Source organism: Limnobacter sp. 130, from assembly GCF_902506325.1.
Taxonomy (GTDB): Bacteria; Pseudomonadota; Gammaproteobacteria; order Burkholderiales; family Burkholderiaceae_B; genus Limnobacter.
Genome location: NZ_LR732328.1, coordinates 1,489,803 through 1,510,986, shown reverse-complemented (window position 1 = coordinate 1,510,986; position 21,184 = coordinate 1,489,803). Strand labels below are relative to the sequence as shown.

At 52.4% G+C, this 21,184-nt stretch carries 15 protein-coding genes; 11 read left to right on the top strand and 4 right to left on the bottom strand.

The genetic code is table 11. From position 1 onward, the window contains the following. Positions 1 to 12 precede the first annotated feature (12 nt). The 4 genes from FRIGORI9N_RS07210 (at position 13) to FRIGORI9N_RS07195 (ending at position 9,216) form a co-directional block, all read left to right on the top strand. Entirely contained in the window at positions 13 to 7,728 is a 7,716-nt protein-coding gene (locus tag FRIGORI9N_RS07210) for an S-layer family protein (protein ID WP_159569121.1), read from the top strand. Between the two features lie 93 nt (positions 7,729 to 7,821). Beyond that, a complete protein-coding gene (locus FRIGORI9N_RS07205; RefSeq protein WP_159569120.1) occupies positions 7,822 to 8,229 on the top strand; it encodes a heme-binding protein in 408 nt (135 codons plus the stop codon). Positions 8,230 to 8,357: 128 nt separating this feature from the next. Next, positions 8,358 to 8,705: a hypothetical protein gene (locus FRIGORI9N_RS07200; protein WP_159569119.1), complete on the top strand. Its 348-nt coding sequence runs from the start codon at positions 8,358 to 8,360 to the stop codon at positions 8,703 to 8,705. A gap of 13 nt (positions 8,706 to 8,718) precedes the next feature. Continuing rightward, entirely contained in the window at positions 8,719 to 9,216 is a 498-nt protein-coding gene (locus FRIGORI9N_RS07195) for an NlpC/P60 family protein (RefSeq protein WP_159569713.1), read from the top strand. A 70-nt stretch (positions 9,217 to 9,286) separates the two neighbouring features. Here the strand turns inward: FRIGORI9N_RS07195 and htpX are convergent, their stop codons facing one another. Beyond that, the gene (gene htpX / locus FRIGORI9N_RS07190; protein WP_159569118.1) at positions 9,287 to 10,165 is read right to left on the bottom strand and encodes a protease HtpX; all 879 of its coding nucleotides are present in this window, start codon (positions 10,163 to 10,165) and stop codon (positions 9,287 to 9,289) included. Continuing rightward, positions 10,162 to 10,509 (bottom strand): HPF/RaiA family ribosome-associated protein, encoded by a 348-nt coding sequence (locus FRIGORI9N_RS07185; RefSeq protein WP_159569117.1) that lies wholly within the window; start codon positions 10,507 to 10,509, stop codon positions 10,162 to 10,164. The genes htpX and FRIGORI9N_RS07185 overlap by 4 nt, the downstream gene beginning before the upstream one ends. Positions 10,510 to 10,616: 107 nt before the next feature. Here FRIGORI9N_RS07185 and FRIGORI9N_RS07180 point away from each other — a divergent pair, with 107 nt between their 5' ends. Further along, on the top strand, positions 10,617 to 11,540 hold the full coding sequence (locus tag FRIGORI9N_RS07180; protein ID WP_159569116.1) for a LysR family transcriptional regulator: 924 nt from the start codon (positions 10,617 to 10,619) through the stop codon (positions 11,538 to 11,540). A gap of 51 nt (positions 11,541 to 11,591) precedes the next feature. Continuing rightward, a complete protein-coding gene (locus FRIGORI9N_RS07175) occupies positions 11,592 to 12,464 on the top strand; it encodes an AEC family transporter (RefSeq protein ID WP_159569115.1) in 873 nt (290 codons plus the stop codon). Here FRIGORI9N_RS07175 and FRIGORI9N_RS07170 read toward each other — a convergent pair. Then, positions 12,396 to 14,354, bottom strand: coding sequence for a hypothetical protein (locus FRIGORI9N_RS07170; protein ID WP_159569114.1), 1,959 nt, complete (start codon positions 14,352 to 14,354; stop codon positions 12,396 to 12,398). The two genes, FRIGORI9N_RS07175 and FRIGORI9N_RS07170, sit on opposite strands and share 69 nt — an antisense overlap. A 79-nt stretch (positions 14,355 to 14,433) precedes the next feature. Then, entirely contained in the window at positions 14,434 to 15,042 is a 609-nt protein-coding gene (msrA, locus tag FRIGORI9N_RS07165; protein ID WP_159569113.1) for a peptide-methionine (S)-S-oxide reductase MsrA, read from the bottom strand. A 117-nt stretch (positions 15,043 to 15,159) separates the two neighbouring features. Between msrA and FRIGORI9N_RS07160 the strand changes: the two genes are divergently transcribed. The 5 genes from FRIGORI9N_RS07160 (at position 15,160) to pstS (ending at position 21,141) form a co-directional block, all read left to right on the top strand. Continuing rightward, on the top strand, positions 15,160 to 17,142 hold the full coding sequence (locus FRIGORI9N_RS07160) for a U32 family peptidase (RefSeq protein ID WP_159569112.1): 1,983 nt from the start codon (positions 15,160 to 15,162) through the stop codon (positions 17,140 to 17,142). A gap of 135 nt (positions 17,143 to 17,277) precedes the next feature. Continuing rightward, positions 17,278 to 18,228 carry a phosphate ABC transporter permease PstC gene (gene pstC, locus FRIGORI9N_RS07155; RefSeq protein WP_159569111.1) on the top strand — a complete coding sequence of 317 codons (951 nt, stop codon included), beginning with the start codon at positions 17,278 to 17,280 and terminating at the stop codon, positions 18,226 to 18,228. Between the two features lie 3 nt (positions 18,229 to 18,231). Next, positions 18,232 to 19,149, top strand: a complete 918-nt coding sequence (gene pstA / locus FRIGORI9N_RS07150; RefSeq protein WP_159569110.1) for a phosphate ABC transporter permease PstA — start codon at positions 18,232 to 18,234, stop codon at positions 19,147 to 19,149. A 22-nt stretch (positions 19,150 to 19,171) separates the two neighbouring features. Continuing rightward, entirely contained in the window at positions 19,172 to 19,948 is a 777-nt protein-coding gene (gene pstB / locus FRIGORI9N_RS07145; RefSeq protein ID WP_159569109.1) for a phosphate ABC transporter ATP-binding protein PstB, read from the top strand. Positions 19,949 to 20,100: 152 nt separating this feature from the next. Then, positions 20,101 to 21,141, top strand: coding sequence for a phosphate ABC transporter substrate-binding protein PstS (gene pstS / locus FRIGORI9N_RS07140; RefSeq protein WP_256366105.1), 1,041 nt, complete (start codon positions 20,101 to 20,103; stop codon positions 21,139 to 21,141). The last annotated feature ends 43 nt before the right edge of the window (positions 21,142 to 21,184 follow it).

Genomic DNA, 21,184 nt, shown 5'->3' with positions numbered 1-21,184 from the left:
CGAGTATTAATCATGAACTCCGCCATTTGCACGTCTGTACGTTCCTTTCCACTCAAGCCATTGGCTGCGGCAGTGTTACTGATCTATGCCACCGGCATTCAATCGGCACCTGTTTTTCAAAATTCACTCGGCAGCAATGTCACGGTGAGCAATCCTGACGCTCAAACTACTGTGGTTGTCCAGGAAGGTAGCCGTGCAGTGGCCAACTGGCGCGATTTCTCGATCGAGGCAAATGAAACGGTTCAGTTCCTTCAAGACAACGCAAACGCAGTGATACTGAATCGCGTGACCGGTGAAGACACCTCAAGAATTCTGGGTAACTTGCAGGCCAATGGGCGTGTCTTTTTGATTAACCCCAACGGTATTGTATTTGGTGCGAACTCGCAGGTGAGTGTGAATGGTCTGGTGGCCTCCACCTTGAGTTTGAAGCCTGGAATGCAATCCAATTCGGATGAGGTGGGCCTGGAGATCAATGGCACCGCTGGAAGCATCATCAACAATGGCCATATATCAGCAAAAGACATTCTGTTGATTGCCCCCACCATTGAGAACAACGGAACATTGGCGTCGAATGTTGCCAACTCGTCTGTACAACTGCTTGCTGCAAGCGAAGTCACGGTGAACACAGCCGATGGCAATCTGGTTTTTCAAGTCATGGCGGGTCACGAGAATGCCCTGATCGAGCAACTTGGCACAGTGATGGCTGAGGGCGGGCGAATTGTTTTCCTGGCAAGCGCTTCGGCAGGTGGTGCACCTAGCGTGATCAATGTCTCGAACCTGAACCAGGCCACGCAAATTTCTGTGCAGGGTGATTCGGTGCGTTTAAGTGGCGACATTAATTCGACGCTAAGCAATGCCACAGTCGAGGTCATTGCTCGCAATATTGCGCAACTCAACGCGGTGAGCATGGGCGGTGAAGTGGTGTTGAATGCAGATTCAGTGAATTTGCAGAATGCACAAAATGATTTTTCAGACAAAGTGACACTGAATGTCACTGGGCAGCTCAGTTTGAGCGATTCAAACAGTCTCGACATTCAAGGTGTTGCAGAAGATGCAACGCTGAATGCAGGCGAGAGTGTTCTGGTGAACGACTTTCATGTGAACAATCACTTGAGAATCGACGCTGGCACAGAAGCAAGCCTTGGCGACTTGAGCGCCAACAGCTTGAGCATCAACACGCAAAGCGTGAGCCAAATTCAAAATACGTCAGTTGACGTGAGCGCGGGCAGTAACCTGACCGCCAACCGAGTGACCTTGGGTAACAGCGAGAATCGCTTCAACGGTGTAGTCGACTTGGCAGTTGAAGGACAAGCCACACTGCATGGCAGCCAATCTTTGACCGTAACAGGTGAGGCTGGGCAAGCCGTATTGACAGGTGACCATGTGGTGCTTGGTGAATTGAATACAGGTCGTCTTCACGTGGAGGCCAGTGAGTTAAGCCAACTGGGCAATGACGCGCTAACTGTTGGAGGCACCACCACTGTGCTGGCTGGCAGCGTGACCTTGAATCAGGACAGCAATCGTTTTGGCGGTTTGGTGAGCCTTGATGTGAGCTCGCAAGCAGAACTGCGCGGCGGTGGACGTCTTGAAGTGGCCGGGCAGGTAAACAACGCATTGTTGCAGGCAGACAACCTTGTTTTGAGTGGTGTGAATGCCGAGGGAAATTTAAGTCTTGTTGCAAACACCATTGGTCAAACGGCGAGCCTGGTAGTACATGGCAACACGACTATTCAAAACACATCAGCAGTTAATCTTGATTCATCCAACGATTTTGTCGGTCTTGTGACCTTGGCTGGAGCCGACCTGGCTGAAGTCAATTTGACTGATCGAAATACTATCCAACTGAGTGGCCAGGCGGGCGATATCAGTGTTGTGTCTACAGACGCAGTTTCCGGTGTTGTTGCGTTGGGTAATTTGCAGGCGCAGTCGTTGACTGTGGCAGCAAATTCGGTGCGCCATATCAATGCAAGCGAACCAGGTAGCGCCATTCGTGTGTCTGGTTCCACACACCTGAACGCCAACCATGTTGAGCTTGCAAACAGCGCCAATGACTTCGTGGGCACGGTCAATTTGAATGTTGATGATGAAGCGAGAATTCGCGATGCCAATCAATTGCGTGTTGAAGGTGTAACCCACAATACACGACTTGAGGCCAGTTCAATCGAGCTGGCGGGAGCATTCAACGTGACTGGCAACTTGAACTTGCAAGCAGAGCGTGTTCAAGGCAATGCTCCCCTGTCCGTGGCTGGAGTTACAACGATTGAGCAATCAAGCATTGCAAGCTTGAACAACACGACAAACGATTTTGTAGGCGCAGTGAGTCTTCTCGACGCCGGAGAGGTGGTGCTCGCTGATCGAAATGGCATCGAGGTGCTGGGGCAGGCGAGTTCTCTGGAAGTGTCAACGCCGCTTGCAGGCTCTGGCCTGGTTACGCTGGGCGATTTGACGGTTGAAAGTCTTGTTGTGAATTCACAGCGTATTGCGCAAAGTGGCTCGGTGGTCGTAACCGGTGAAAGTAGTTTAAATGCCAGCGAACTTGAGCTGAATGGCTTCGAGAATGATTTTGTTGGTGCAGTTAACCTGAGTGTGGGTGGACAGGCTGACTTGCAGGATACCAACGAGTTGCGCGTGAAAGGCGTTGTTAATGCACTCAGCCTGAAAGCGCAAACTGCAGTAATAGATGGATTGACCGCGCAGGGTGATTTAGCGATTCATGCCGATTCAATTCAACAGGAAGGTGGCCTGATTGCCAACGGTAACACCCGCTTGGTGGGTGGAACGGCCAACCTTGCCACCTCAACAAGCAATACGTTTTCGGGCACTGTTCACCTGGATTTGACTGGTGAAGTGGCTTTGCATTCCTCTGGTGATCTCGCGCTTCTTGGGAAGGCTGAGTTGGTGAATGCAACAGCGGCAGGTGAACTGGCTGTGAGTCAATTGGATGCACAAGATATTTCACTGAACGCGGCAAATGTGGTGCTAAACAATTTAGTGGCACCGGGTAATTTGACGCTGAATGGCGGCAGTGTAAGCCAGCAAGGCGCTTTGACCGTTGAGGGTGACACCACACTGGGCGCAAGCCGGGTTGAGTTAGTCGACTCCTCCAATGATTTCAAAGGCAAGGTGATATTCAACGACGCCGGGCAGGTAGCACTGAACGACATGAATGACATTCGCATTCAAGGTCAGGCCGAGGCCTTGCAGGTTGAAGCCACCACGATTCTTGAACAAACGGGCGCTGTGGGTATTAATGGCTTTTCCCGCTTCGAGGGGGCCACGATCAATTTGAACAACACGTTCAACCGGTTTGGCAGCATGGTAGATCTGCAGGCAACGCAGGAAGCCACAATACACAGCGCGCACGATCTGCAGCTTCGCTCCACCGCTGCGACATTAAATGTTAATACGACCGGAAACCTTGTATTGGGCGACACTCAGGTAGGAACCCTGAATGCAATTTCAGGCGGTCTGATTGAGCAAAACTCTGCAAGTGCTATCACTGTCGAAGAGCGGGCTACATTGAGCGGCCAAAATGTTCGCATCGATGGCAGCAACAACGACTTTAAAGGTGTTGTTAATTTGACTGTCGAGGAAAGCACCGAAATTCGGGATCGAAATGACCTGAATCTTCAGGGGGGCACTCAAAATTTGATCGCCGATGCCAGCAATGGGATCTTGATCGCAGGTGGCAATGAAAGCCTGGAAGTAAGCAACGGAACATTGACAGCGTCGACTATCGAACTGGATCGATTGCTCGTGTTGAACGACGTCAGCTTGCAAGCCAACTCAATCACGCAACGCCAAGCCAGCAATACCGGTGGCAAAATTACATTGAAAGCCGACACGGTTTCTTTGACCCAGGCGGATAACGATTTTGCCGGCGAACTGGTTTTAGATGGTGTTCGAATCGCTGATATTGTGGACGAAAACCAAGTGACCATCAGCGGTACCACGGGCAACTTGAATGTGGAAGCGACAGAGCGCCTTACCTTGGGCGCGTTGCAGGCCAATAACTTGAGTGCCCGCGCACAGCAGATCGATCAAATCACCTCGCCTGGCAGTGTCGTTCTGGTGCGTGGTGAAACCAGTCTGGCTGCAGCAGACGTTGAACTTCGCAACAACAACGATTTTCAAGGTGCGGTGAAGTTACAAGTGACCGGGAACACGCAACTGCGAGATGCAAATACATTGCAGGTGGAGGGCACGACCAGTCGATTGGAGGTCTTTGCGCAACAGTTGGGTCAACGTGAAAATTCGGCGTTGCTTGTCGAGACCCAGACCCAAATCAATGCAGGTGCCGTGAATCTGAGCGAATCGGGCAATGATTTCCAGGGTGATGTCATTTTGAATGTCACTGGCAGTGCCGCGCTTCGCGACGACAACAACATTCACATTCAGGGCAGTACAGCGGCACTGGAGTTGTTGGCCAATGGTGATATAGAACAGTCCGCCTCACTTGAAGTTGCCGGTACGACGCGGGCCACCGCAGCGAACATTCAACTGAACAATGTGGCGAACAGCTTCGGCGGAGCAGTGACCTTTCATGCTGATCAAACTGCCAACGTGCAAGCCGAGCAGAACTTGCTGGTGGCAGGACGCGCTGAAAGTCTGAATGCGACAGTGGGTGGCGATTTGGAGTTGGGTGCGTTGACTTTGGGGCGCCTGACAGCTGCAGCTGGGGGACAGATTACACAGACTGCCTTGAGCGCGATAGAAATTAATGAGGAAGCCTCATTGGGTGCACAGTCTGTTTTGTTGAACAACGCAGGCAATGATTTCAAAGGCATTGTGAATTTGGCTGTCGCAGAGAACTCCACTGTGACTGACCGGAATGGTTTGCAAATTCAAGGTGCCTCTCAAAGTTTGAATGCAAGCGCCGAGAACGGAACTTTCATCGCCGGTGGCACTGACAAGCTGCAAATTGAGCGAGGTACTTTGACCGCAGCCACGATTGAATTAAACCAATTGGATGTTACAGACGCAGTGCGCTTGCAGGCGGAACTGATCACTCAAAATGAAGCTGCCAGCACGGGCGGTCAAATTACGCTGGCAGCACCTGTCATCAATTTGACTCATGCGGAGAACAACTTTGCAGGCGAGTTGATTCTTGAGGGTGCCGGCACAGTAAATCTTGTAAGCAAGCACCAATTGACTGTAGGCGGCGTGGTTGATCAATTCAATGTGTCGGCGGATGAGTCACTGACTTTCACTGGCTTGCTCGCTAACAAGCTGAATGCTGAGGCGGAGCGTGTTCTTCAATCAACTCAGCCGGGGCAGACGCTTAAGGTGAGTGGTGAAACTACACTGAAGGCAACGGCGGTTGACCTTCGTGGTAACAACGATTTTCAAGGTGTGGTGAATTTACAAGTCACTGAACAGGCGCAGCTGCGAGATAGCAATACCCTGGGTTTGGAAGGTTCGGTTGGCCAGTTGGATGTTTACGCGCGAAATCTTGAGCAGCGTGGTGCGCTGGCGGTGGCAGGTGATACCCATGTGAATGTCAACAACGTAACGTTGGATCATGCGGACAACGATTTTCAGGGTGAGGTGGTGTTCAATGCCACAGGCAGCGCCCGTGTGGTTGATGCGAACTCCTTGGCTGTTTCAGGTCAGGTGAACGGAAGCACGCAGTTCATGGCAAAGCGCATTGAGCAAACCCGTGCTTTGACCACAGGTTCTTCCCTGCTGCTGCAATCTGCGAATGTTAACCTCGGCAATTCCGGCAATCAATTCAATGGCGTGGTTCGGATCGAAAATGCAGTCGACGCCAATTTGGTCAGTACTGGCCGCTTAACCCTGACCGGTGCAGGTCTTGAACATTTGTCGTTGACCGCGAACGAAGTCAGCTTGGGTGCATTGGGTGAATTTCAAACGTTGAATGTTGTCGCTGACAAAGTGGATCAAAATTCAGCCTTGTTGGTGCAAGGGCAAACCACGTTGACAGCGCGCAAAGTGGAACTGGGTGATTCAGGCAATGACTTTGTGGGTGACGTGCTTGTTCAGGCTTATGTCTCGTCAAACCCTGTTGTAGAAATCGCTGATAAAAATTCATTGACCGTGCAGGGGGATGATTTACAGTTAAACGCTCAAATTCAAGGCGATTTAACTGTGCGAGCAGACAATCTGGTTCTGGGGCAAACCGCAGTACTCGGCGATAGCCAGCTAATACTGACAGGTGAGTTGACCCAAAACGGCGCGGTGAGTTTGAACAATGCTTTGCTGAACGCTGATCGAATTGTTTTAAATAACTCTGCCAACCTTTTTAAGGGTGACACCACGCTGGACGCCTCGGACGAGGTGGTGCTTCGCACGGCTGGTGATTTCAACGCAGATGTTGGCTCGTCAAATGCAATCCTGAAGTTGAATGTTGATGGGAATACAAACCTGCAAGGTGAGCATGTCAGGTTTTCGCAATCAAAGTTCAGCGAAAATTTGTCAGTCAATGCCAACCAGATTTCCCAGGTGCTGACAGGTTCGCATGCGCTAGAAGTGCAAGGCAATACGCAGCTGGTTGCGGTGGGCGGAAGCATTAATCTGCTGAATTCAAACAACCGGTTTACCGGGCATGTCAGTGCAAGCGCCGAACAAACAAACATCGCAGGGCGCCGTGATTTGCAACTGATGAACCTGAGCAGTCGAGGTGGTGAAATTACGGCGGATGGTCGTTTGCTTCTGCTGGGTAATATTGAGCAACAAGGCGGTACGCTGACTTTTGCTGCGCATGGTGTACCCAGTCCTTTGTCTTCAGCTGAAATTGCACTGTTGCTACCACCAGCACTGGACGTTTTCTCGAACAAAGAAGCTGCCAATCCAATCACCGGCTTGGGGCGAATCAGTTTGGCCAGCACGGCCATTGAGCAAACCGGTGGGCAAATCACGACAGCAGCGGGTTCGCTGACCCAGTTCAAGGCGTCGCAAAATGGTTCGGTTGTCCTGACGCAGGGTAATCAGATCAACGGCCAGGTCAGCGCATTGTCGGGCGATCGTTTCGCTATGTCATTTGACTATTTGCCCAATCGGGGAGCCAGCCTTTTTGCCGTGAACAACACGGTGAAACTGCTCGTGGGTGCGCAAGGCGTGGAAGCCGATGTCATTGCCATTCGTGCCCGCGGATTGGCCACGCCGGGTGAAGAGTCGTTGATAAGGGCGCGCATGCCGTATAACGATGTTGCGGTGGGCACCGCCCGGTCCTATGCGGGTCTGACTTTGTCTATCCCCCTGAGCCCATCGGGTGGAGCACAAGGTTCAAATGCCAGTTTCGGCGAGTCGTCGGACAATGGTTTGCCGGGCAGTGCGGGGGCCATTCGCGTTGAAGTGGGTGACACCTCGAGGCCTGGGTTGGGCGGGTTCCTTACCGTATTGCCTTTCGAGGGCAGCAACCTGTTGCCCGGGCAAGTGGTGTATCTTGCCGGTCCGGAGCGCAAAGGCACTCAGGCCTTCTTTTACGATGGCGCACGCAATCTGAATCGTGTGCCGGTGGTTTATAACGGAAGCTTATTGCTTTCACCGCAAGAGACCGCTGCTTTGACAACGGCGCAGGGCGCAGTGGTTCTGGCCCGCCAGGAGCAAACCCGCTCGGTAGTCAGAACCGAGAATGTGGCTGGCAAAATTATTCATGGGGTGGTTGTTGAGGTTGGGCCAGGGCGCCCCGCCACCGAAGGGGAGGGTGGTGCTGGCAAGCCTACTTCTTGTGACGCGGCAGACACAGGGTTGGCTTGCAACCCTTAAGTTCTGGCTGGATTAGGGACTTCCTGTGTAGCCATCACGGGAAGTGTGCCGCATACTTCGGTTTGAATTTTTAAATCGAATTGGAGCAAGTTTATGAAAACCAAACCCATGTTGTCTGCTGACGACGTTCAAGCAATTTTGACAGCGGCCCGCGCTGAAGCTGAAGCCAATGCCTGGGCTGTAACCATTGCAGTGGCCGACGATGGCGGGCACCTGCTGGGCTTGATTCGTTTGGACGGCGCACCCCCCATGAGTGCGCACATTGGCCCTTCCAAAGCCAAGTCGGCCGCCATGGCGCGCAAAGACACCAAAATTCTTGAAGACGTGATCAACAATGGTCGCACTGCATTTGTAACTGCCCCTTACGTAGATGGTCTGCTGGAAGGTGGTGTAACCATTGTGGCTGATGGCCAAGTGGTTGGCGCAGTGGGGGTTTCTGGCGTGAAATCGGACCAAGATGCGCAAATTGCGCGTGCTGGCATTGCCGCGCTGAAGCTGTAATCACCGCTGAACTTCGATTGCAAACCCCGCTGCGGCGGGGTTTTTTGCATTCAACGCCGGTTAAATTGAATTTTGCACGCTCTGGGTCGTCTAAAATAAAAATTCGAAGATCACATGGGTATCACTTGATGAGCTATCAACCCAACCCGGTTCCCAGCCAGGAAGAGTCCAATCGCACCATCGTGCTGGTGGCCTATATTTTGGGCGCAGTGGGTATTTTCACTGCATTCATTCCAATCCTGATCGCCTTGATTATTTGCTATGTCAAGCGCGGTGAATCAACCGGCACCATTTATTACAGCCACTATGACTGGCTTATATCAACTTTCTGGATCGGTATGTTCTGGTTTGTTGTGGCCATGATCACCATGGTGTTTGGCGTGGGCTTTATTGTGTATGGCATTTTAAGCCTGTGGTTGCTGTATCGTTTTGTGAAAGGCTTGCTGCGATTCAGCGAAAGGAAGGCGGTTGTCTAGCCTGATTCAGTCGATGAAATTACGCAGCCTGCTGTTGTGTGCGGCACTTGTTTTGCAAGCCTGTGCCACAGCGCCCGATGAACCTTCGGACGTGCTGGTGCTTGAAGATGGCTCGCTGTTTTTTGGTGATGCTGCAGGCAAGGGTGAAGTTCAACAACGTTTGCTGACCCAGTTCCGACAATGGCGTGGCACGCCCTACCAATTGGGCGGTAATTCCAGGGTGGGCATCGATTGTTCAGCGTTTGTGCAACAAACCTTGAGCACTCATTTTCAAATCAAGGCACCACGAACCACCGCTCAGCAATTGAAAATGGGAGATGAAATTGCACGCGACGCCATGCAGGTGGGCGATTTGCTGTTTTTCAGAACAGGCTATTCCACCCGGCACGTGGGGTTTTATCTGGGGGATGGGAAGTTTCTTCATGCCTCGACCAAAGTCGGTGTCACGATTAGTCGGCTGGATGATTTGTACTGGCGAAAGACCTTCTGGAAAGTAAGAAGGGTGATGTGAATTTAAGCGCAATAAAAAACCCGCCAAACTTCGGCGGGTTTTTGTTGGTGCGCACTGTGCCGCGGTGTATTTATCGCTGCTGTGCCAGTGCTTCAATGCGCTGCTCAATGGGCGGGTGGCTGCTGAACAAGGCCATCACACCGCCTTTGCCTGAAATGCCCGAGGCAGCCATGTTGGAAGGCAACTCACCAGCCTGCATGCCACCCAAACGTTTTAGCGCCGAGATCATGGGTTGGCGTGAGCCCATAATCGTGGCTGCACCCGAGTCAGCGCGGAATTCACGCTGACGCGAGAAGTACATCACGATGATGGAGGCCAAAATGCCCAGCGTAATTTCCATCACGATCACGGTGATGAAATAACCCATGCCGGTGCCGCTGGATTGGGAATCGTCTTTGCGCAAAAACTGATCCACAAAGAACCCCACGACGCGCGCCAGGAAAAACACAAAGGTATTCACCACGCCTTGAATCAGCGTGAGTGTCACCATGTCGCCATTGGCAATGTGGGCTACTTCGTGGGCCAGCACGGCTTCGGCTTCTTCACGGCTCATGCTTTGCAGCAAACCGGTACTGACTGCCACCAGCGAATTGTTTTTGCTGGGGCCGGTCGCAAATGCATTGGGTGCGCCTTCGTAAATGGCAACCTCGGGCATGGGAATGTTGGCTTTCTGCGCAAAACGCTGAACGGTTTGCACCAACCACTGCTCGGTCGGATTGCGCGGGGTTTCAATGACTTGTGCACCGGTGCTCCACTTGGCCACTTTTTTGCTGATCAACAGGCTGATGAATGAACCACCAAAGCCCAGTACAGCACTGAATGCCAGCAGCATGGTCAGGTTAAGCTGCCCCCCGGCCATGAACTGGTTCAAGCCCAGTACATGCACGGTAATGCCCAGTACCACCATGATGGCGACGTTGGTGGCTAAAAATAAAACAATGCGTTTCATGATGCGTGTTGTCCTTTCAACAATTGCAAGTGGGGGGTCACCTGGTGAAGGGTGTGTTTCAATTGGCGGCGAACGGCGCGTGCGGCTGATTCAACCGCCTGGTCAATTGCGCTGAGCCAATGCGGCCCGGCGCTGTCTACGATCACGGGCGCTTGCCCGTCGATTCGAATTTCAATCACACAGTTGCGCTGATCAGCCTGTTGGGCAGTGCGCCGGTCCAGTTTCACTGTGATGTTTTTGATCTGTGTCGAAAGTTGATTGATGGCCGAGCGCACGCGGCGAAGTACATACCTGCGCAGGGTGTCATCGATCTCGGGATGCCGAGCCACAATTTCTGTATTCATGGTTGCGTCCTCCTTTCGGGGAAATAGACAGTTGAAGTGTACGCCGGTTCAATGTAAGAATAAATAGAACAATTGTTTAGTGAATATTCGAATAAATCGAAGGGTTGATGAAACTTACTGACTTGAATTTCCATCACTTGCGCTACTTCTGGATGGTGGCGAACACGGGCAGCCTGACGGCGGCGGCTGAGCGGCTGGGCCTGCGCGCACAAACGCTTTCAAGCCAAATTACCCAGCTGGAGCAAACACTGGGCAGGGCGCTGTTTCAACCGGTGGGCCGGGGCTTGGGGCTGACTGAGGCGGGGCGAATTGCCTTGCGTTATGCCGATCAAATTTTCCAGTTGGGCGAGCAAATGGCCGAAAGCCTGGGCGATGAGCAACTGGATTACACCTTGCGTTTGTCGGTGGGTATTGCCGACGCGTTGCCAAAAACAGTGTCGTTTCACATGATTGAGCCAATTTTGGGCATGCAGCGCCCAGTGCGCCTGGTGTGTCATGAAGGTCGTTTTGAAGCCCTGTGTTCCGAGTTGGTGCAGCACAGCGTAGACGTGGTGTTGGCCGAGCGCCCGGGAGGCCAAGGCACGGCCCACTTGCAGGTGGCCAAGTTACTCAGCTACCCGGTGCGCATATTTGCAAGCCCGGTCTTGAAAAAGAAGTATGAAGAGAATTTCCCGCACAGCCTGCACCATGCGCCATTTCTGATGCCCTCTCGAAACAACGTGTTGCGCTTGAAACTTGAGCACTGGCTGGAAAGTGTGGGGGTTGAAGTGACCGTGGTGGGGGAATTCGACGACCTCGCTTTGCTGGAAACTTTTGGGCGTGCAGGCTTGGGCTTGTTTGCAGTGCCGGCACTGTTGATTGAAGATGTGGTGCGTGACCACACGGTGGTGCACATGGGCGACGCCCAAGGTGTAGTTGAGGACTTTTTTGCTTTTACCCATCCGCGCAATTTAAATCACCCGGCGCTCAAGCTGCTGTTTAACGCCACGCCGAACGCCAACACCAATACAAACCCGAATCGCCCCGTTTAATGGCTTGCAGTACACTGCGACTTTTCCAGCCCTTTCTCCTTACGGCCTTTTATGTTCTTGCGCATTGTTGCAGTTATTTTTCCGGTGTTTGCGGTTGTGGCCTTGGGGTATTGGTATGGCCGGGTGAAAAAGCCCGACATGAAGTTTGCCAATCAGCTGAATATGGAAATTTTTGTGCCGGCGCTGGTGTTCTCTGCGCTGGCCAGCAAGTCGTTTGAAATTGAGTCGTATTGGTTGTTGGCTGTGGGCGGTGCCATTGTTGTATTGGGTTCGGGCCTGTTGGCTTGGCCCATTGGGCGTTTGCTGGGCATAGACAGTCGGATTTTTGTTCCACCCATGATGTTCAACAACTCGGGAAACATGGGGTTGCCATTGGCCATTCTGGCGTTTGGCGAGCAGGCTTTGCCCGCCGCAGTGATGTTGTTTTTGGTGGGCAACACGCTGCACTATTCGCTAGGCACGTGGATGATGAGCCCCAATGCGCGCATTTTGATGCTCTGGAAAGAACCTGTGATTGCGGCGTCCATTGCGGGCTTGTTGGTCAGTGTATTGAATATCGAGGTGTGGTCACCTTTGTATTTTGCGATCGACATGGTGGGCGATGTGTCCATTCCCTTGCTGCTGTTTTCGCTGGGTGTGCGGCTGACACAGGCTGACTTCTCGGATGTGAAACTTGGGGTAATTGGCGGTGTGTTGTGCCCTTTAACCGGGCTGATATTCGCGGCGTTGTGCGTGTGGCTGCTGCCCTTGACGCCTGAGCACACCGCCATGCTGATTGTGTTTGGCGCGTTGCCACCCGCGGTGCTCAGTTTCGTGTTTGCTGAAAAATATGGCCTTCAGCCCCAACGCGTGGCTTCACTGGTGATGATGGGGAACCTGATGAGCCTGATTTTCGTGCCGATGGCCTTGTACTGGGTGCTGTGAGCCCGCACCCTGGCTGGGCATGCTGACCCACACGCGTTCTGTTTTCGGCAAGCGCAGTGTGGCGTTGGCCAACAAATCGGGGTAACGGGCCAGGTCGATTACCAGCCTTTCCTGGCGTGGGTCATTGTAAACATGGCCCAGGGTGGGCCCGGTGCGCATGCCCAGCGCAGTGAATTCAGGTGTGTTCATCCACAAGCCCAATGGCAGCAATTCCATGGTGTTGTAAATTTCACCAATTTTTTCAGCGGTCAATTTGCCGACATGCACTTGCAAGTAAGGCCCCAAAGGCGAGCGCAATACGTTTTTAATGGCTCGCAATTCGGTGTTGAGCTGCAAGGGTGGCAGTGCGCTGCCCAGGGCGATGCGAATGGTATTGCCTTGCAGCTTCACCGCAGTTTCGTCAATTTTAATCAGATCGCCGAGATTCAGTCCCACATAGTTGATGATCGGCAGCACCGAGAGGCCGAACATGCGCACTTGGGTGGGTGTGAATTCAAGGTGCTGCCTGTCGTTTGAAATGACAAGAGGCCCGCTTAGTTTGGCAGGCAACCAGAACAGGGGAATACCAAAAATTTCAGGCCTCGCCTGCAAGGCAAGCTGAAGGTGAGGTTCGCCAATGGTGGCACTCACCTTGCGGATCGGGCTGCCTTTGAAATTGAACAGGGCTTTGTTCATCATGGTGTTCAATGCGGTTTCACTGAGGGAAATTTCGCCCACATGAACGGTTTGTGCGGCGGTGGGCAGTTGACCCAGGTTGGTGGACCTGGTGCTGGCCAACAGCTTTTCAACGCGCAATTCGACGCCTTCTTGTGACAGCAGGGTGGCATGGTGCACAGCCAGGGTGACCGGGTCGCTTTGGGTGCCCACGAGAAGTGCCAGTTGGGCGAGCGCTTTTTCGCCCGTGGCCAGCAGCGAGAGGTCATCGGTATTGAGTAAGCCTTCTTGTGCGCTTATCCACAGTGCACCGTCGGTTCGAAGCTGAACTGTGCTGGTGGTGATCAAGCGGTTTAAATCGTGCAGTGCAATCGGCAGGCTGCCATCGCTGATTCCCGTAACCAAGGTGGGCTGGCCTGCCAGCACCATGCCGGCGGCGCGTAATTCACCCCCGTGGGTGTACACAAAATTACTGGGGCATTCGGATTTGCAAAAAAAGGCGGGGCCTGTTTTGCTGGTTCCCAGCTCGAGTTGAACTTCTCCTTGCCCAAGTTGCAGCGAGTTCAGTTCAAACGCAATTTTGGGTGCCTGTAGCAGTTGGCCCAAGCGCAGCACCATGGCTTGCCCTTGCAAGGCAACTGCCCTGGATTTCATGTCGATGAGTGACTGCAGTTGAATGTTGGTGGCGAGCAGCGCCTTGTAAACGGGTAGGCCGGCCACTTTGAGTGTGCGTGGCGTCAATGTAATTTCCTGGCCATTTTCTATGGTGGGTGTGCCTTCCATCGAGAAGGAAATCCAAAGGCCAAGCCGCCGGATATCGCCAGTAATTAAAACTCCCCCGGGTTGGGTGCTCACCTGCCTGATTCGCAAGGGGGCTTCACTGGCCTGTAATTCGGCTTGTACCAATGCCTGCAGCACGTCATCGGAAATGCGCAGTTGAGCATGGTCAACACGAACGTCAAAGGCCGACAGGTTTTCCAGCAATACAGGTGCATTGGCCTGGTGCGGCAGCAGCTGGCCGTGCAGCGACTTCACGTCGAATTGAATGTTGTTGGCGAGTGCCAAACGACTGTTGCGCACCTGAACGGATACGATTTCGCTGTTGCCCCGGTTGTCGGGAAGTACGGTACGCCAATCCTGAACTTTCTCCAGCGTTTCGGCCAACGCAGCAGGGGAAAAGCAGGCGGTGAAAGTAGTAAATACAAGGGCGACCAACAGGCGAACTTGATGCTTCATCACAATAAGCCAGAGTGAATTTGGGGTGAAGTGTAGCCGGATGTGATTGTTTTTCTTGGAGTTTGGCTTCTAGGTGTTGTTATTTGGGTTTGTAGCCCCACACCTCGTTCAAGCGATTTTCCCGGCCGCAGGTGGTTTTGTAGTACTGGTAACGCAATGGGTTTTTGCGATAAAAGTCCTGGTGATATTCCTCGGCTACGTAGAAGGGCTGGGCCGCTTCAATGGTGGTGTAGATTTTTTTGAATTTGCCCGTTCCTTGCAATTCTTCCTTGCTGCGTTTGGCTTGTTGGTGCTGCTCGCTGTTCAAGTAGTAAATCGCCGATCGATACTGCGCACCCACATCACAGAACTGACGGTTCTCGACTGTGGGGTCGATATTGGTCCAGAAGGCCTTCAACAGGGTGTTGTAGCTAACTTGTCGGGGGTCGTATTGCACCCTCACCACTTCAACATGGCCAGTGTTGCCTTGGCTGACTTGTTCGTAGGTGGGTGAGGGGGTGCGCCCGCCGGTGTAACCGGAATCGACAGATTTAACACCCCTGATTTTCTCGAATGTCTCTTCCATACACCAGAAACACCCGCCCCCAAATATGGCTTCATCAAGCTGTTGGGCGTGTGCCACGGGTAAAAAGCTGGAAAGCCCCACCAGAAAGGTTGCGGTATTACGGGACCAATTTACCCATGTCATGCCAGGACTCCTTGCGCAATGTTCAAACTGATTGTGGCAAGCACCACGGTTTTGCTTTCATTCAGACCCGCTTTTTGAAATAATGTTCACCCTTTGCCTGAAAAGATTAGTGAAATCATGAGTTTGTTGCCGCACGAGTTGGAATTGCTAGCCCCCGCACGCGACGTTGAAATTGGTCGCCAGGCGATTTTGCATGGCGCAGACGCGGTGTACCTGGGTGGGCCGGTGTTTGGCGCACGCGCCAATGCAGCCAATTCGGTGGCGGATATTGCAAAACTGGTTGAGTTTGCACACCGCTACCATGCGCGTATTTTTACAACCATCAACACCATTCTTCACGATGCCGAGCTTGAAGAAGCCCGCAAACTGGTGTGGCAGTTGTATGAAGCCGGCGTGGATGCGCTGATTATTCAGGACATGGGTTTGCTGGAAATGGACTTGCCGCCGATTCAGCTGCACGCCAGCACACAGTGCGACATTCGCACAGTTGAAAAGGCAAAGTTTTTGGCCGATAGCGGCTTTTCGCAGCTTGTATTGGCGCGGGAACTGACAGTTGAGGAAATTGCTGCTGTACACGGTGCGGTGGGTGATTCCGCCACCATTGAGTATTTTATTCACGGTGCCCTGTGTGTGGCTTTTTCGGGGCAGTGTTATATCAGCCACGCCGAAACCGGGCGCAGTGCCAACCGGGGCGATTGTTCGCAGGCCTGCCGCCTGCCCTATACGCTGACCGATCAAAGTGGTGCCGTGGTGGCATTTGACAAGCATTTGCTGTCGATGAAAGACAACAATCAAAGCGGCAACCTGGAGCACTTGATTGATGCGGGTGTAAGGTCTTTCAAAATTGAAGGCCGGTACAAAGACATGGCCTATGTAAAAAACATCACGGCTCACTACCGCATTTTGCTGGACGAGATCATGGAGCAGCGCGGGGAGTTTACCCGCGCATCCAGTGGTGCTGCACGCCACTATTTCAGGCCCGATCCGGACCGCAATTTTCACCGTGGCTCAACCGATTATTTTGCCAGTGGCCGGAAAATCGACATCGGCGCCTTCGATTCACCCAAATTCATTGGTCAGCCCATTGGCCATGTGATTGCGGTGAATGACAAAAGCATCGACATTCAAACCAGCGATGAGCTGAACAACGGCGACGGCTTGAACTTCATGCGCAAACGCGAAGTGGTGGGCTTGCACGTGAACCGTGCCGAGAAACTGCACAGCAAAGGCGAAGGGCAGGCGGTGTACCGCGTGTTTCCCAAAGACACGATTGGCAGTTATGGCGGCCTGAAGGCTGGCTTGCCCATGCACCGTAACCGCGACCACGCTTGGGACATGGCGCTGACCAAAGAAAGTGCCGAGCGCCGAATTGGCCTTTGGCTAACACTGACCGAGTGGATGGAAGGCGATGTGTTGAAAGGCCTGCAACTTAGCCTGACCGACGAAGACGGCATTGCCACCACTGCGCAGGTTGAAATGGCGCTGGAGTTGGCCAAACAGGCCGACACGGCAGTAGAAAGCATTAAAACCCACTTGGGCAAGCTGGGGGGTACTGATTATTCCGCTTTGGGCCTGAATGTACACCTGAGTCAGCCCTGGTTTGTGCCGGCCAGTACTTTGAATGGCATGCGTCGAGACGCGATCGAGGCCTTGAACAGGGCGCGGATTGCGGCCTGGCAACGCCCTGCTCGCAAAGCGCCTGTGCAGCCCTATGTGGACTATCCCGAAAAGTCGCTCAGCTTTCTGGCCAATGTTTACAACGACAAAGCGCGTGAATTTTACAAAAAACATGGCGTGCAGATGATTGCGGCAGCTTACGAGGCACATGAGGAAGCTGACGAGGTGCCTGTTATGATCACCAAGCATTGTCTGCGATTTTCGTTTAATTTGTGCCCAAAACAAGCTAAGGGTGTAACAGGTGTGCAGGGGCAGGTGAAGGCCGAGCCCATGGTGTTGGTCAATGGTGATCAAAAGTACACCCTGAAATTCGATTGCAAACCTTGTGAAATGCACATCATGGGTAAAATGCGCAAAGACATTTTCAATAGCCCGCCTCCGTCGGTGGTGCCAATCACATTCATGAAGCGCAAGCCAGCATGAGGTTTTAACCCACGGTTCCGTGCCGTGATATTCGATTTCACGGGTGTGTCAAATTTTTGTCATTTTTTTGTCATAATTCTTGGATACCCTTGCAGGTCTGCGTGAAACTTTCTGCTGGATTAATTACTTACCAATATGTCTGATACTTCGACGATCAAGGCCCCAACCAAGCGGGGCGACGCCATATTTGGCCTGTTAACCAGCGGAGCTTCTGTTTTCACTTTGCTGATGCTCGGTGGCATCATTGCCTCGTTGATTGTGGCCTCGTGGCCCACAATCACTGCGTTTGGCTTTGATTTTCTGTTTACCGCCAACTGGGATCCTCCCGTTGATGAATACGGCGCATTGGTCCCGATCTACGGCACCTTGGTCACTTCGCTGATTGCATTGGTGATTGCCGTTCCAATCAGCTTTGGTATTGCATTGTTTCTTACTGAGCTTTCTCCTCCCTGGTTGCGCCGCCCACTGGGCACGGCCATTGAGTTGCTGGCCGCGGTGCCATCCATTGTTTACGGCATGTGGGGCTTGCTGGTTTTTGCGCCAATTTTTGCCAAGTACGTGCAAGGCCCAATGAATGCCACCATTGGTCAGGTGCCTGTGATCGGTGCATTGTTTTCCGGGCCTCCCATCGGCATTGGTTTGCTGACAGCCGGTGTGGTGCTGGCCATCATGATCATTCCTTACATTGCCGCAGTAATGCGCGATGTGTTTGAAGTAACCCCTGTGATGCTGAAAGAAGCGGGTTACGGCATGGGATGTACCACTTGGGAAGTGGTGTGGAAAATTGTATTGCCGCACACCAAGGTGGGTGTGATTGGTGGAGTTATGTTGGGCCTTGGCCGTGCCTTGGGTGAAACCATGGCGGTGACGTTCGTGATTGGTAACACCAATTATCTCAATGACATTTCCCTGTTCTCGCCCGGCAACAGTATCACTTCCGCCTTGGCCAACGAGTTTGCCGAGGCTGGCCCAGGTTTGCATACATCTGCCTTGATGGAGCTGGGCTTGGTTCTGTTTGTCATCACCTTCTTTGTGCTGGTCGCCTCCAAGCTGCTTTTGGCCAAACTATCGAGCAACGGGAGATAAAGCATGAGCAGCATTCATTCTGATCCCACTGTGACGTCCAAAGACTCCTCGGTGACTACTGTTGCCACGGATGAAAAAATGCGCGTGAAAATGCAGGCCAAGCGCAAACGGATCAACTCTTTCGCCTTGACACTGTCGCTGGCGGCCATGGCTTTTGGCCTGTTTTGGTTGATCTGGATTTTGTACACCACAGTGACCTTGGGCATTAATGGTTTGTCTTGGGACTTGTTCACTGAAATGACGCCACCCCCGGGTGTAGAAGGCGGTGGTTTGGCCAATGCCATTACTGGCACCCTTTTGATGGTGGGCTTTGCCACTTTGTTTGGCACGCCCTTGGGTATCTTGGCGGGTATTCACTTGGCCGAGTCCCGCAAAGACAACAAGCTGGCCAGCTCTGTCCGTTTCATCAACGATATTCTGCTGTCCGCGCCTTCTATCGTGATTGGTTTGTTTGTATATGCGGTCATGGTTCGCATCATGGGGCACTTCTCCGCCTGGGCAGGCGTTGTGGCACTGGCATTGATCCAGATTCCAATTGTGATTCGCACCACCGAGAACATGCTGCGACTGGTGCCAGATGCCCTGCGCGAAGCGGCCTTTGCCTTGGGTACACCCAAGTGGAAAATGGTCATGGCCATTACTGTAAAGGCCAGCTATGCGGGCATCATGACCGGCATTTTGCTGTCGGTGGCTCGAATTGCCGGTGAAACTGCGCCCTTGTTGTTTACAGCCTTGTCGAACCAGTTCTGGAACACCGACATGATGAAACCCATGGCGAACTTGCCAGTGATGATTTTCAACTTTGCGCTCAGCCCTTTCAAAGAGTGGCAGGAACTGGCATGGGCTGGTGTATTCCTGATTACTGCTGGCGTGCTGGTGTTGAATATCATCGCGCGTTCGCTACTGAAGAACTCGAAATAACTGACCTTTAAAGGCCAAGAATATGTCCACGATTGACGTTGAAGAAAAGATCAAACTTGAAGTGAAGAACCTGAATTTTTATTACGGTTCATTTCAGGCCTTGAAATCGGTCAACTTGAGCATTCCCGAGAAGAAGGTCACCGCATTTATTGGACCTTCAGGTTGTGGCAAGTCCACTTTGTTGCGCGTGTTCAACAAAATGTACGCACTGTACCCTGAGCAGCGTGCAGAAGGCCAAATCCTGATGGACGGTGAAGACCTGATCACCAGCAAGAAAGACATCGCTTTGATTCGCTCGAAGATCGGCATGGTGTTTCAGAAGCCAACACCGTTCCCGATGTCCATTTACGAAAACATTGCCTTCGGTGTGCGGCTGTTCGAGAAGTTGTCCAAAGGCGAAATGGAAGAGCGCGTGGAATGGGCGCTGACCAAAGCCGCCTTGTGGAAAGAAGTGAAAGACAAGCTGCACCAAAGTGGCAATGGCTTGTCGGGTGGTCAGCAGCAACGCCTGTGTATTGCACGTGGCATTGCGATCAAGCCCGAAATTCTGTTGCTCGACGAGCCTTGTTCGGCGCTTGACCCTATTTCAACGGCGAGCATTGAAGAGCTGATCACTGAATTAAAAGAGGACTACACCGTGGTGATTGTGACCCACAACATGCAGCAAGCTGCGCGTGTGTCGGATTACACCGCCTATATGTATTTGGGTGAGTTGATTGAATTTGGCGTAACTGATCAAATTTTCCTGAAACCCAAAAAGCAGGAAACTGAGAACTACATTACGGGTCGATTCGGTTAACGCGGCCTACAAGTACTTGACTTGTTTGCTGAAAAACCACATTTGGGTCGCCCGGTGTGGTTTTTTGACATTTATGTTATTGCCTTATATTTGTCATTATTCTGAAACATTGCTGCGGCATGATTGAGGCACTTTAATAAGTGAGGTGAAAAATGTTCAACATCAAAACAATCGCTACAGCGATTTCCGCAGGCGCCCTGGCCCTGAGTATGACTTCTGTGAACGCCGCTGAAATTACTGGTGCTGGCGCTTCCTTCCCCGCTCCTGTTTACGCCAAGTGGGCCGATGCTTATAACAAAGAAACTGGCCACAAGGTGAATTACCAGTCCATCGGTTCCGGTGGTGGTATCAAGCAGATTTCTGCAAAAACAGTCGATTTCGGTGCCTCTGACATGCCTTTGAAGCCAGAAGACCTGAAAGAAAAAGGTTTGATGCAGTTTCCAACCGTGATCGGTGGCGTTGTGCCCGTGGTGAATCTGCAAGGCATCGCCCCAGGCCAAATGAAGTTGTCCGGTGAAGTACTGGCCAACATTTACCTGAACAAGATTACCAAGTGGAATGACAAGGCAATTGCAGACCTGAACCCAGGCGTGAAGTTGCCAGCGCAGGACATCAGCGTGATTCGTCGTGCTGACGGTTCCGGTACAACCTTTATTTTTACCAACTACCTGAGCAAGGTCAGCGCAGACTGGAAGAGCACTGTTGGCGAAGGCACCGCAGTGAAGTGGCCAGTCGGTTTGGGTGGCAAGGGTAACGAGGGCGTGTCTGCTTTCGTACAACGCGTGCCCGGTTCAATTGGTTACGTTGAGTATGCTTACGCGAAACAAAACAAGCTGACGCACACACAGTTGAACAACAAGGAAGGTGAATTTGTTCAGCCTGATGAAGAGACTTTCAAGGCGGCTGCTGCAGGTGCCGATTGGTCCAACAGCTTCTACGAAATTCTGACATTGCAACCAGGTAAAGCCGCATGGCCCATCACCGGTGCTACGTTTATCCTGTTTCACACACAACAGGCTGACGCTGCCAAGGCTTCTGAAGTGTTGAAGTTCTTCAACTGGGCTTATGCCAAGGGCGACAAGTTGAGCTCTGACCTGGACTATGTTCCACTGCCAGATGCAACAGTCAAGCTGATCGAAAACGCTTGGAAGTCTGTAAAGTCGGACAACGGCAAGGCGATTGCACTGAAGTAAAAATCAACCCAGGTTGATCGGAAAAGGGTCCTTCGGGACCCTT